A 12,480-nucleotide genomic window follows, 5' to 3' on the forward strand; every position below is an offset into this window, starting at 1 on the left:
CTCTTCCCCGAACAAGGATCAATCCAACGAATGTTTCTTATGCAATACATCTCAGGGTTTGATGCCTTGGTTCCCCACCGGTGTTTCCAGGGACCGCTTTCAGATCCGGTAATCCCCCGGCCAGCCGCCCAGTGGGTCGCGACCGAAACCATCGAGGCTGGCCGCCGCCGACTCTTCACAGGCCAGCAGGCTGTAGCCGCCAAGATCATCGGGCAACGGCAGAGCCGAAGGGGGAGTCAGGACAATGGACGGGTGCAGTTGCCCGAGCAACTCTTGCACCGTGCTGCTGACCGCGGGCCGGGCGCCGTTGATGGCCAGCACCGCCGCCTGCGGGGTCAGGGCTTCGGCAAGGACGGTGTAGCCATGGTTGCTGCAACTGACCGGCAACCGGTGTTCCTGGCGCTGTTCCTCGATGACGCGTGCCGGCTGCTCCTCCACCGACAGGACCACCCCGCAACAGCCGGTTGCAGCAATGATCCGCGCGTCCGGGTAGTGGTTTCGCAGGCTGGTGTAGGTAGACTGCTTGCCGGTGAGCACGATCAGGCCATCGCGCCCATGAAACTGCCGCACCAACTCTGCCGAGGATTCCTCACTGACCCGCAGCCAATCCTTTACGCCAAGCACGGCCGCCAACTCGCCAATCACTGCACTGGCCTCCTGATAACGGTCGTGACGCACCGACACCGTGGTGGGTATGCCCATCAAGGCAAAGGGCGCGGCGCGGCGGATTGCATGCAGACAAAAGCCGTAATAGGGCAGCAGGCACAGGACTTCCTGGCCATAGCCCTGGCCCGCCCCCTGGTCATCCAGGCTCTCCCTGGCGCGAATCAGCCCCCAGCGAAACAGCGACAGGAGCTCGCCATGCAACACATCGCGCCACTTTTCCAGAGCCATCCTGGGTTCTGGCAAGCGCCTGGCCAGGGCCTCGAAGTCATCACGCTCGAACAACAGTTCCTGCAACTGCGCCAGGGGCTCCAGGTTCTGGAAATAGGGCTGGTTCATGTTGCGCTCCAGGCCTGGCGCTGCAGCACCGCGTCCTTGCCGGTGCAATAGTGCTGGCGGATGCCATCCAGAAAGCTCCAGGCCAGTGACGGCAGCATGGCCGCACGCGCCACCGAGTCACCGCCCACGTCGCCCCGCGCCAGCAGATACTCGATGTTGAGCGACGGCCGCTGATCGTGGCCCAGCTCGTCATCCAGTTCGTCATGGGCTGCCATGGCCCCCAGCAACGCTGCGCAGCGCGGGTTGTTGGCGGACACCTGCGAGTAGAAACGCAGGTGACGATCATCGCCACGGCATTCGCTCAGGCTTTTTTGCAGGTAGGTCGAACCGATCAGGTAGCCCTTCCAGTCATGCCGTGCCAGGTCGCTGAGATAACCGACAAAGGCAGTGGTGGTCGGCAAGGGTCGCATCGCTTCCGGGCGCCGGACTCCCAGTTCGCGCAGCCTGGGCTTGAGGATGTCGCAGTGGGTCAGCTCATCCTGCAGGTGCTGCAACAGGTTCTCGCGGATCCGCGCATCCGCACAGGCGGCAATGGCCGGGCTGACATGTCGGGTCGCCGAGGCCAGGTAATGATAGTTCTCCAGCATGTAGCCGATGATCAGCTCATCCGCGCAGCCCCCGGTCATCTGTTGCCACAGGCCGTGGCCGTCCACCGATACCAGCCAGTCGGTGGTCATCTGTTCGATGGCCGCCACACTCTCGGCGCTGGAGCTCTGCCCATTGAGCAACTGCTCATGCACCTGGGTGATCAGTGCGCCAAAAGGCGCCGGGCTCATGACCAGTTGCGTCATTCGCGGCCCCAGGGCATAGCAGGACGCAACGACGGTATCGGCAGGGTTGTCATCGCCGGAACGCTCACCGTTGACCAGGCTCATCACACTGGACGGCCAGACCGGCAGGCCCTGGAAAATTTCCACGTCCAGGGGCGAATCAGCGGCGTGCAACAGTTGGTCCAGCCCCTCCTCGGCCACCAGTTGGGCCGCGGTGACAATGGAGCTGGCACATCCCTGCTCCAGCGCAGTCAGCCAGCGGTAGATCATTTCGCTGAGGCTGCAGACTGCATTGAGCACCGTGGCCACCACCGGCGCGGGATAGCAGTCCTGGGTGCGCACGGCCTTCTTCCAGTTATCCGAATGCCCATACTGGATGTCGGTGGAAAAATGCCCCAGCACCTTGTCTGTCGCCTTGCGGCTCAACAGGTTGTGGCCCACCAGCAACTCATGCCAACCCAGCACCGCCTCCTGCTCCACCGAGGAGTGCTCCATGAAACCGGAGCAGGCCGCCGACACCAGCTCGCCCATGGCCGCGATCTGCCGGGACAGGTGAATCCACTCCAGGGTTGCGGGCAAAGGCCGGGCCAGCCTGACCATGTCGCCGGAACAGCCGATCAGCTCCAGGGCCTCATTGAAGAACTGCGCATGATCCCACTCCTCCAGCGCATGCCTGGACAGCATCAGGGAGATCGGCGACAACCCTATGCCCGGGCTGACCGAGGGGCACATCCTCGAGGCCGCGGCAGCCAGGTAGTGCCGGGTTTCCAGGATATAAGCGTAGAGCGCAGCTTGATCACCCTCTCTTATCTTTCGCCAGATGGGGTGACCATAAACAAACTCTTCCGCAGCGGTATATTGCTCGTTCAGCAGAAAAATAACTTCTTCCGCATTGAACTGGGCGCCCAGCGCCGACAAGTTGAGACTCTGGGCAATGCGCTCGACAATAAAAGCATTATCACTAAGTGTAGAGATAGGCGCTTCCAGACTTCCCAGCAGCAGTACCGAGTGACTGCCGATAGTGCTGCGCGCTAAAAATGGAGGGCTACGCAACGGTTCAGATATATCGATATGAGTAGTTCGAGTAGTGAGGTCCATTTCTGATCCTGCCCTCCAAAGCGTTAGCGTCATTTACTCGACGATGGCTGCCCTAAGTTGCTTCGCCGCCTTCTCCGTACGTTCCACCAGGCCCACCAGCGCCTTGAGGTCTTCCGGCGCCAGCTTGCCGGCTTTGAGCTTGGTCTTGAGCTGTGTCAGCTCGGCAGTGGTTGGCTCAGTGTGTTCCGCTTTCACGTTCATGAAAGGACCCTCCAAAGTTGGTCGCAATCCCAGTACAGACCATCTGTACATGGCAAGCGCAACACTAGTAGCGGATGTTTCTTTAGGCAAACCCAAACAACCACAAAGTTGACCATTAATCGGCCCAGGGCATATTCATTGATTTTTATCGCGCAGCGAAATTAGCAAACGACAACTTATAGCCAACACTCCAGACCTTTTTTTGAAAACTTATAGCCAGCACCGATAAGGCTTATCGCCAATAACACAGCACAACTAAAGCCAAAGACAAAACCAATAAAAGCCACGAGCATTAATTGCTGGATCGAACATCATTTATCCGCAGTACTACTTGAACTGAAGGAGCACTATCGACACTCTGTTATCCAGCTATCCCTATTGCGATTGCCCAGCACTACTGATCAGGAGGAAGCGTCATGAGAGACATGCTGAGCGTGGACTGGTCGCGTATCCCGCCCCCCCAGGACGATGGCGCAGCCCGTCACTTGCAAGGCCTGCACTTGCCCGGGCTGCGGTTGCCCTCCACCTCGGGCGAAGGGGTCGACCTGTCGACGCTGCCCGGCATAACGGTGCTCTATGTCTACCCGCGCATGGGACGACCGGATTTGCCGCTGCTGGAGGGCTGGGACATGACCCCCGGCGCCCGCGGCTGTACCCCGCAGTCCTGCGGCTTTCGCGACCTGGCCGAGGAACTCGCGGCCGCCGGGGCGGCGAACCTGTTCGGCCTCTCGAGCCAGGACAGCGACTATCAACGTGAAGCCGTCGAGCGGCTGCACCTGCCCTTTGCCCTGCTCTCCGATGCACAGGGGCAATTGACCGAAGCCCTGGGGCTGCCGATGTTCGAATTGAACGCCACCCGCTTCCTGAAACGCCTGACTCTGATTCTCAAGGCCGGGCAGATCGAAAAGGTGTTCTACCCGGTGTTTCCACCGGACCAGAACGCCCGGCAGGTGCTGGCCTGGCTGCAAGCGCAACGCCAGGGATGACGCCGTGGCCTTTCGAGGAATAAGATCAGGCCCAGGAATGCTTCCTGCCCCATGCATCTCAGGATTTGATCAATGTCCCAGTTCCCCAGCATCGACACCGAAGTGCTGCGCACCTTCGTCGCCATCGCCGATGAAGGCGGTTTTACCCGGGCTGGAGAACGGGTCAACCGCACCCAATCGGCGGTGAGCATGCAGATGAAGCGCCTGGAAGAGGACGTGCTGCAACGCCAGCTGTTCCAGCGCGACGGACGCCAGGTCAAGCTGACCGCCGAGGGCCAGGTACTGCTGGGCTATGCCCGGCGCATCCTGAAACTGCATAGCGAAGTGTTCAATACCCTGCGCGAACCGCACATGGTGGGGCTGGTGCGCATCGGCACGCCGGATGACTATGTGATGCGTTTTCTACCGGGGATTCTGTCGCGCTTCGCCCAGAGCTACCCGCTGATCCAGATCGAAGTGCATTGCGAATCGTCCAAGCAACTGCTGCAACGCCAGGACCTGGACCTGACCATCGTCACCCGAGAGCCGGGCAACGAGATCGGCCAACTCCTGCGCAAGGAGCGCTTCGTCTGGGCCGTGGCCCAGTGCTTCACGCCCCATGAACAGACGCCACTGCCGCTGGCGATGTTCAACAGCGACTGCTTTTGCCGGCTGTGGGCCTGCAACGCCCTGGATGCCATCGGCCTCGACTATCGCATTGCCTACAACAGCTCCAGCCTGTCGGCAATCATGGCGGTGGTCAGCGCCGGGCTGGCGATCACCGCGCAGCTGGAAAGCCTGATCACGCCGGACCTGCGCATCCTCGGCGAGAACGAAGGGCTGCCGGAGCTGCCCGAGGCCAGCATCATGCTGCTGCGCAACCTCAACCAGCCCTCGCCCATCACCGAATGCCTGGCCGAACACATCGTCGAAGGCTTCAAACTTTAAACGCCAGCATCACCGCACACACCACCAGGAAGCCGCAGAACAGGCCGCGCAACAGCCGCTCGGGCAAGGCGTGGGCGACCTTCACCCCCCAACTGATGCTCAGCAAGCCACCGGCTGCCAGCGGCAGACCGATCGCCCAGTCCACCTGATGGTGAAAGCCATAGGTCACCAGGGTGACCCCGGTGCTGGGTAGCGCCAGCGCCAGGGACAAACCCTGTGCTACCACCTGGGTGGTGCCGAAGACACTGGTCAGTACCGGCGTGGCAACCACTGCGCCCCCCACCCCGAACAGCCCGCCCATGGCCCCGGAAGCGGCGCCCAATACCCCGAGCCAAGGCCAGGGGTAACGCATCTCGCTGCTGGCCGGGGCACTGGCCATGAACATGCGCAGCAGGTTGTAGGCCGACAGCACCAGAAGAAAGGCGACAAAGCCGATGCGCATCTTCTGTGCATCGATGCCCACCGCCCAGATCGAGCCCAGCCAGGCGAAACTGAACCCCATCAGGGCCAGGGGCAAGGCGTGGCGCGCCTCTATGCGGTTGCGCTGGTGATAGCGCCACAGCGCGAGTAGCACATTGGGTACAACCATGACCAGCGCCGTGCCCTGGGCAATCTGCTGGTCCAGGCCAAACAGCACGCCGAGCACCGGAATCGCGATCAAGCCACCGCCAATACCGAACAGCCCGCCCACCGTACCCAACGCCGCGCCCAACAACAGATACATCATCAACTCGATCACAACCGCTCTCCTCACCTGAGAGCTGCATGCTACGCAGTCGGCCCTGGCACGGAAACGCATAGCAACGCACAATGGCTTTGCCGTTTTCGCATAAGCGAGCTGATCATGAATCCCAATACACTGACCGAACAACTGGGTCTGTTTCTTGATGTGCTGGAGGCGGGCAGCTTTTCCGCAGCGGCACGCCGCCATCCGCTGACGCCCTCCGCCGTGGCCCGGCGCATCGACAGCCTGGAAAACGCCGTGGGCACCACTCTGTTCATGCGTACCACCCACGCCGTGGTCGCCACCGCCGCCGGCCAGGCCTTTGCCGAACGGGCCCGGCGTATCGTTGCCGAGCTGCAACTGGCTCGGGCCGAGGCAGTTTCCCTGAGCCATGCCCCGGAGGGCCTGATCCGCATCGACGCCCCCGCTGCCTTCGGGCGCCGCCACTTGGCGCCGGCCATTGCCGATTTCCTGGTGCTCTACCCCGGGCTGGATGTGCAGTTGCACCTGATCGACAGCTTTGTCGACATGCAGGGCTCCCACCTAGGCAAGGTCGACCTGGTGCTGCGCGCCGGCCAGCGCGTGGACACGCGGATGGTCGCCACCTCCCTGGCCAGCATCGTGCGTATCGCCTGTGCCAGCCCCTCCTACCTGAAAAGCCGCGGCACCCCCAGCCACCCCGCCGAACTCAGCCAGCACGACGGCCTCGACTGGGATGGCCTGGCGCCGTTGTTCGCCTGGCGCTTCGAGCTTGACGGCCAGGTGCAGAGCCATCGTCCGCAGCGTATACGCCTTGGTGCCAACAACGCTGAAGCCCTGCTTTCCGGGGCCTTGGCCGGGCTGGGCATTGCCCACCTGCCCACCTGGCTGGTGAGTGAATACCTGCTGCGCGGCGAACTGGTGCCGCTGTTCTGCGAAGGCGGCCTGCCCAAGCCGGAAACCGCCGGCATCTACGCCTTGCGCATGGAACAGCACCCCAATGCCCGTAGCCGCCTGCTGCTGGAGTACCTGAAAAGCCGCTTCAGCCCGGTTCCGCCCTGGGACCTGGCATTGCAAAGCGCGATGGGCTGAGACCTGAGGAAAATTATCTGGCGCATTAAAGACTCGCCCGCTAGATTCATGACCATTAATTATCAAGGCCGCCAACATGACCACCGAACGCTCCCCCCTGGACTCCTGCGATCAACTCCTGCTGGACAACCAGGTGTGCTTTGCCCTGCACTCCACCTCGCTGATGCTGACCAAGGTCTACAAGCCTCTGCTGCAGAAGCTGGGGCTGACCTACCCGCAGTACCTGGCGATGCTGGTGCTCTGGGAACGGGACGGGCTGACGGTCGGCGAGATCAGCCAGCGCCTGCTGACAGACCCCGGCTCCCTGACTCCGCTGCTCAAGCGCCTGGAGGCCGAAGGTCTGCTCAGCCGCACCCGCAGTCGGGAAGATGAGCGGGTGGTGATTGTCCAACTGACGGAACAGGGCCGGGTGCTGCGCGAGCAAGCCCGGGACATTCCCCAGTGCATCCTCGGGGCCAGCGGCCGGAGCGTGGAGCAATTGCGTCAGTTGCAGGAAGATTTGCAGGTGTTGCGCGGGCATCTGCAGGACAGTCTTTGACGCTTTGCTGGCAAGCCAGCCCCCCTACGGCTGGGGCTAGCTTCTCAACCGAAAAAAATATCTTTTCAGAATCAATGAGTTGCCCATAACTCAAGGTTAATGGAGGGGTTTTCAGCAAAATTTATCTTGCGCGCAAAATATTAGCGAGATACATTTATTTCGCACTTACTTAGCGCGCAAATAATTAGCGCGAAAATCACCTACCACGAGGCTTCCACCATGCAAACTCTCTACACCGCCGTTGCAACCGCCACCGGTGGCCGTGATGGCCGCGCTGTTTCCAATGACCAGATCCTCGACGTCAAACTGGCCACCCCCAAGGAACTCGGTGGTGCCGGTGGCCAGGCGACCAACCCTGAACAGCTGTTCGCAGCCGGTTACTCGGCCTGCTTTATCGGTGCCCTGAAGTTCGTCGCCAGCCAGAGCAAGCGCAAGATCCCGGACGACGCTTCGATCACTGCCCATGTCGGCATCGGCCAGATCCCCGGCGGCTTCGGCCTGGATATCGACCTGCATGTGAGCCTGCCCGGCCTGGCCCAGGACGAAGCGCAAAGCCTGGTGGATGCCGCGCATCAGGTCTGCCCCTACTCCAATGCCACCCGTGGCAATGTGGATGTGCGCCTGCACGTTTCGGTCTGAAACGGCAAATTCCAGGCATAAAAAAGCCCGACTCAAGGTCGGGCTTTTTCGTCTACAGGGGCGAGCCAGGTTTAAACCTTGGCGCGGCCTTTGTAGGAACCGCCTTCGCGGGTATCGATCTCGATCATGTCACCGATTTCGATGAAGTCCGCAACGCTCAGCTCGGTACCGTTTTTCAGTTTGGCAGGCTTCATCACCTTGCCCGAAGTGTCGCCGCGAGCGGAACCTTCGGTGTAGTCAACCTGGCGCACGATGGTGGTCGGCAGGTCAACGGAAACCAGACGGTCTTCGAAGAACACGGCTTCGCAAACGTCGGTCATGCCTTCTTCGATGAACGGCAGAACCGCTTCGATGTCTTCGGCGTTCAGCTCGTACATGGTGTAGTCAGTGGTGTCCATGAACGTGTAGGTGTCGCCGCTGATGAACGACAGGGTCGCTTCTTTGCGATCCAGGATCACGTCGTCCAGTTTGTCGTCCGCACCGTAAACGGTTTCGGTCTTGTAACCGGTCAGCAGGTTCTTCAGCTTGGTCTTCATGATCGCGCTGTTACGACCGGACTTGGTGAATTCAGCTTTCTGAACCAGCCAAGGATCGTTGTCGATACGGATCACGGTACCGGGTTTGAGTTCTTTACCAGTTTTCATTGCGAATATCCGAATTTGGATGGGATTTACAAAAATCTAGGCCGCGTATCATATCCAATTTAGGTAAAACTGCACCAGCGCCGCAGCAAGATCGGGCTGGGAGCCTTGTTCCAGACACCATTGCTCGGCGTGCGCGGCGACTTCCGGCCAGTATTGCAGCAGGTTTTTCCAGGGTTCGGCCATCGATGCTTCGCTGTTCCAGGCCTGCCACAGGGCCAGCACTGCAGCCTTGGCCCCCGGGGAAAGGGTGCGGGTATAGAGGCCGAGAAAAGCTTCGAGCTTGTCCAGGTGGATGTCTTCATCCTGGCGATAGATGTGCCAGAGCATCGGACGCCCGGCCCATTGCGCCCGAACGAAGGAGTCCTCCCCGCGCACCGCGTTGAAGTCGCAGCACCAGAGCAGCCGGTCGTAATCCTCCTGGCGCACGAAGGGCAACACCTGAACGGTCAGCGACTGGCGTACCTGGGGACAGCCCGGCGCCAGCGGTTCCTCTCCCAGCCAGCGCTGCACATCGGCCAGCACGCGGCCCTCGGGCACCAGCAGATGAGTCGGCTGCCCGTCGTCGGCCAGGGCCTGCAACCAACTGGCAACCCCGGCATTTTCGTAGGCGAACAGCGAGATCAAGCGACTGCCGGCAACAGGCGATACGCCCAGGGATTTCAGGAAATCCAGCCGGGCCTGGGGCCTGCCCTGGAAATCCCGGCGCTGCTCGAGCAGCCCGGCCTCGCGCAGCAAGCCGCCGGTATCGGCCTGGAATCCAGGAAAGAAGAAGTACTTCTGCACCCCGCGAAACTTCACGGAAGGCAGGCCATGGCACCCGCCGACCCAGTCCTCGGCGCTCAGGTAGTCCAGGTTCAGCCACAGTGGCGCACGCGCACGGTCGGCCATGGCGTCCATGTAGGCGTGGGGCAACTGGCAGGCGAAAGCCGCGATCACCACATCGGCCGCCGCCTCGTCCGGCCACTGGGCGGGCCAGTGCCGCACCTGGACGCCATCCTGAATCTGGCTGGCCTTTTGGCTATCGATCTGCGGGCAGATCTTTTCGAAAGCGCGCAAATCATCGACCCACAGCTGCACCGCACATTGATGCTCGGCCACCAGTTGCCGGGCCAGGCGCCAGGTCACGCCGATGTCGCCGTAGTTGTCGACCACGCTGCAGAAAATATCCCAGGAGGCTTTCATTCCACTCCCCGATTGGCAAAGGCGCCGATTGTCCGCATAAATGCTCCTGCGCAGAAGAGCCAACCGCGATTATCTTCGTGCGACAATCGGCCCTTGCCCAACACCGCCCGCCAGGAGGCAGCCATGTCCCATCGTCCCACCGCACGTCGCTCCTTGCGCATCAGTTTCAACTTCCTGGCGCTCACCGCCAGCATTGCCCTGGGCCTGTGGCTGGGTTTCCTGGCGATCGCCCTGACCTGCTGGCTGGCCTCGCACTACCTTTTCAGCCAGCAATTGGCTCCGGTCGCACAAGCGGTGCAGCAGTTGGCAAAACCACCGGTGGCCGCGCCACCTGAGCCACAGAACCGAATGTTCGAGCAGTACCAGGAAAACCTGCGCAAGAACGAGGAACTGCAATCCCTGGACAACGCCCGCAGCAACCTGCGCAACCTGTCCAACCCCAAATGCCAGTTCTGGTTGCAGCAGGACCAGACCGCGCCGAGCGAAAAAAGCCGGGCCAACGTCCTGCAATTCTGTAATTGACCATGAATAAACAGTCTGTCTGCCAACTGATTCTGCAACAGCTCCGGGACGACCTGGAGGTCGCGGTGCGAGCGGCACAAACCGCTTACGAAACCGCCACCCACGAAGAAAATATCGCCGAGAACAAGTACGACACCCTGGGGCTGGAAGCTTCCTACCTGGCCGCCGGCCAGGCTCGACGGGTCGAGGAAATCCGCCAGGCCCTGGGCCTCTGGCAGAACCTGAGCCTGCGCCCTCATGACCCGCAGAAGGGGATTCAGATCGGTGCGCTGTTGGGGCTGGAAGATGAAAACGGCCACGAACAGTGGCTGTTTCTCGGCCCGGATGGCGCGGGCCTGAAGGTCTACGTGGTGGGGCAACTAGTGACCGTCATCACCCCCCGCTCGCCCCTGGGCAACAGCCTGCTGGGCAAGTTCGAGGACGATGAGGTGGAGATCGTGGTGGCGGGCGCCCGGCAACAGTTCACTGTCACCGAGGTCCGCTAGGCAGGCTGGGGATCAGTGGACCGGCAATTCGACGCCGTCGAACAGCTCTTCCAGTTCCTGCTTGTTATGGCAGGCAATGGCCTTGGCCATGACTTCGCGGGTCAGGTGCGGGGCGAACTTCTCGATGAAATCGCACATGAAGCCACGCAGGAAAGTGCCGCGACGGAAACCGATCTTGGTGATGCTCGATTCGAACAGTTCACTGGCATCCAGCACCACCAGGTCGCTGTCGAGCTTGGTGTCGACCGCCATCTTGGCCACGATGCCCACGCCCAGGCCCAGGCGCACATAGGTCTTGATCACGTCGGCGTCGGCAGCGGTGAATACCACCTTGGGCGTCAGGCCGCGATGGCTGAAGGCTTCGTCCAACTTGGAACGACCGGTAAAACCGAACACGTAAGTGACGATCGGGTACTCGGCCAGGGTTTCCAAGGTCAACTTCGGCAGCTTGGTCAGCGGGTGGCCCTGAGGCACTACCACGCAGCGGTTCCAGCGATAGCACGGCATCATCACCAGGTCACCGAACAACTCCAGGGCCTCGGTAGCGATGGCGAAATCCACAGTGCCGTCAGCGGCCATTTCGGCAATCTGCATCGGCGAACCCTGATGCATGTGCAAGGCCACATCCGGGTACTGCTTGATAAAGCTGCTGATCACCGGTGGCAAGGCGTAGCGCGCCTGGGTGTGAGTAGTGGCGATGGACAGGGTGCCCTTCTTCTCGTTGGAGAACTCCTGGGCGATCTGCTTGATGCTTTCGACCTTGCGCAGGATCTCGCCGGCGGTGGTGATGATGCGCTCGCCGGCCGGGGTCACGCGGGTCAGATGCTTGCCACTGCGGGCAAAGACCTCGACCCCGAGTTCGTCCTCGAGCAGACGGATCTGCTTGCTGATACCCGGTTGCGATGTGTAAAGGCTTTGCGCGGTAGCGGAGACGTTGAGGTCGTGGTGCGCCACTTCCCAGATGTAGCGCAATTGTTGAAGCTTCATATCAATCCCTCAAAGCAGGTAGACGCCACGGGTATCAGCGACGGTATATAACTATATTAATGGTCAGGAGAATAAATCTAGAACTTTTATTCAGAATTTTCCATTCCATCCTCAGGTATCGCCCTGACGTCGACGCTGCACCAGAGGCACCAGGTAAACCGGGACTTTGGCCAGTTGCAGAACTCGCGTTGCGGTACGCCCCAAAGGCGTTTGCGCCCCCACCCCATGGCTGTGACTTCCTACGATCAGCAAATCCACAGAGAGTTTCCCCGCCTGCTCCAGAATCACCTGGGACGGGTCCCCCTGAAGCACCCGCACCGACTGGATCAAGGTCAGGTCCTGCATCCCCTCCCCCAGCTCCTCGCGAAAACTGTCCAGCACCCGTTGCTCTATATTGGCCATCACTGTATTCAGGCCCTGGCGGTGAAACTCACTCAACGACTGCTCATCCAGGTAGCTCTGCAACACTGATTCGGCGAACAGGCCCATGGGCTCCACGGCGTGCACTACATGTAAGTCGGCATTGAACGTTCGAGCCAGCTCCAGGGCATGTTGCATCACAAAGGGCGCATACAGACCGAGGTCAGTGGCATACAGCATCGAACGAATCATATGACCTCCTCAACTGCCAAGATGGCGGAGATTGATTCAGCTTAGCAGTGCCTGGAACTGTGGGAGGTCCGAGGAAAAACCACGGATTTTAG

16 protein-coding genes are annotated in these 12,480 nt (G+C 60.9%); 8 read left to right on the top strand and 8 right to left on the bottom strand.

Annotated elements, in window-relative coordinates:
• Positions 1-99: 99 nt before the first annotated feature.
• The gene (locus KI242_RS22210; RefSeq protein ID WP_053153090.1) at positions 100-1,002 is read right to left on the bottom strand and encodes a hypothetical protein; all 903 of its coding nucleotides are present in this window, start codon (positions 1,000-1,002) and stop codon (positions 100-102) included.
• Entirely contained in the window at positions 999-2,456 is a 1,458-nt protein-coding gene (locus KI242_RS22215) for a hypothetical protein (protein ID WP_212805581.1), read from the bottom strand. The genes KI242_RS22210 and KI242_RS22215 overlap by 4 nt, the downstream gene beginning before the upstream one ends.
• A 108-nt stretch (positions 2,457-2,564) precedes the next feature.
• On the opposite strand from KI242_RS22215, the gene KI242_RS22220 reads away from it, so the two are divergent.
• On the top strand, positions 2,565-2,807 hold the full coding sequence (locus tag KI242_RS22220) for a hypothetical protein (protein ID WP_123472842.1): 243 nt from the start codon (positions 2,565-2,567) through the stop codon (positions 2,805-2,807).
• A gap of 96 nt (positions 2,808-2,903) precedes the next feature.
• Here KI242_RS22220 and KI242_RS22225 read toward each other — a convergent pair whose 3' ends face one another.
• On the bottom strand, positions 2,904-3,071 hold the full coding sequence (locus tag KI242_RS22225; protein ID WP_015636538.1) for a hypothetical protein: 168 nt from the start codon (positions 3,069-3,071) through the stop codon (positions 2,904-2,906).
• A gap of 416 nt (positions 3,072-3,487) precedes the next feature.
• On the opposite strand from KI242_RS22225, the gene KI242_RS22230 reads away from it, so the two are divergent.
• Positions 3,488-4,057: a peroxiredoxin gene (locus tag KI242_RS22230; RefSeq protein WP_011062532.1), complete on the top strand. Its 570-nt coding sequence runs from the start codon at positions 3,488-3,490 to the stop codon at positions 4,055-4,057.
• Between the two features lie 72 nt (positions 4,058-4,129).
• Positions 4,130-4,984 carry a LysR substrate-binding domain-containing protein gene (locus KI242_RS22235; protein ID WP_011062533.1) on the top strand — a complete coding sequence of 285 codons (855 nt, stop codon included), beginning with the start codon at positions 4,130-4,132 and terminating at the stop codon, positions 4,982-4,984.
• On the opposite strand, the gene KI242_RS22240 is transcribed toward KI242_RS22235, so the two are convergent.
• The gene (locus KI242_RS22240) at positions 4,974-5,723 is read right to left on the bottom strand and encodes a sulfite exporter TauE/SafE family protein (protein WP_011062534.1); all 750 of its coding nucleotides are present in this window, start codon (positions 5,721-5,723) and stop codon (positions 4,974-4,976) included. The genes KI242_RS22235 and KI242_RS22240 overlap by 11 nt on opposite strands.
• Positions 5,724-5,828: 105 nt before the next feature.
• Between KI242_RS22240 and KI242_RS22245 the strand changes: the two genes are divergently transcribed.
• The 3 genes from KI242_RS22245 (at position 5,829) to KI242_RS22255 (ending at position 7,956) form a co-directional block, all read left to right on the top strand.
• Positions 5,829-6,779 carry a LysR family transcriptional regulator gene (locus tag KI242_RS22245; RefSeq protein WP_011062535.1) on the top strand — a complete coding sequence of 317 codons (951 nt, stop codon included), beginning with the start codon at positions 5,829-5,831 and terminating at the stop codon, positions 6,777-6,779.
• Positions 6,780-6,855: 76 nt separating this feature from the next.
• Positions 6,856-7,317, top strand: a complete 462-nt coding sequence (locus KI242_RS22250; RefSeq protein ID WP_011062536.1) for a MarR family transcriptional regulator — start codon at positions 6,856-6,858, stop codon at positions 7,315-7,317.
• A gap of 219 nt (positions 7,318-7,536) precedes the next feature.
• Entirely contained in the window at positions 7,537-7,956 is a 420-nt protein-coding gene (locus tag KI242_RS22255) for an organic hydroperoxide resistance protein (protein WP_072450622.1), read from the top strand.
• A 71-nt stretch (positions 7,957-8,027) separates the two neighbouring features.
• Here the strand turns inward: KI242_RS22255 and KI242_RS22260 are convergent, their stop codons facing one another.
• Both KI242_RS22260 and earP read right to left on the bottom strand, forming a co-directional pair.
• Positions 8,028-8,600 (bottom strand): elongation factor P, encoded by a 573-nt coding sequence (locus tag KI242_RS22260; protein WP_007931398.1) that lies wholly within the window; start codon positions 8,598-8,600, stop codon positions 8,028-8,030.
• A gap of 48 nt (positions 8,601-8,648) precedes the next feature.
• Positions 8,649-9,782 (bottom strand): elongation factor P maturation arginine rhamnosyltransferase EarP, encoded by a 1,134-nt coding sequence (earP, locus tag KI242_RS22265; RefSeq protein ID WP_123472843.1) that lies wholly within the window; start codon positions 9,780-9,782, stop codon positions 8,649-8,651.
• A gap of 123 nt (positions 9,783-9,905) precedes the next feature.
• On the opposite strand from earP, the gene KI242_RS22270 reads away from it, so the two are divergent.
• Together KI242_RS22270 and KI242_RS22275 are read left to right on the top strand one after the other, a co-directional pair.
• Positions 9,906-10,304, top strand: a complete 399-nt coding sequence (locus KI242_RS22270) for a hypothetical protein (protein ID WP_011062539.1) — start codon at positions 9,906-9,908, stop codon at positions 10,302-10,304.
• Between the two features lie 2 nt (positions 10,305-10,306).
• Complete coding sequence (locus KI242_RS22275) at positions 10,307-10,789, top strand: GreA/GreB family elongation factor (RefSeq protein WP_015636543.1); 483 nt, start codon at positions 10,307-10,309, stop codon at positions 10,787-10,789.
• A 12-nt stretch (positions 10,790-10,801) separates the two neighbouring features.
• Here KI242_RS22275 and cysB read toward each other — a convergent pair whose 3' ends face one another.
• Positions 10,802-11,776, bottom strand: coding sequence for an HTH-type transcriptional regulator CysB (gene cysB, locus KI242_RS22280; protein WP_011062541.1), 975 nt, complete (start codon positions 11,774-11,776; stop codon positions 10,802-10,804).
• Between the two features lie 111 nt (positions 11,777-11,887).
• Complete coding sequence (locus KI242_RS22285) at positions 11,888-12,388, bottom strand: universal stress protein (RefSeq protein ID WP_212805582.1); 501 nt, start codon at positions 12,386-12,388, stop codon at positions 11,888-11,890.
• Positions 12,389-12,480: the final 92 nt, after the last annotated feature.

It is taken from the genome of Pseudomonas sp. Eqa60 (assembly GCF_018326405.1).
Lineage (GTDB): Bacteria > Pseudomonadota > Gammaproteobacteria > Pseudomonadales > Pseudomonadaceae > Aquipseudomonas > Aquipseudomonas protegens.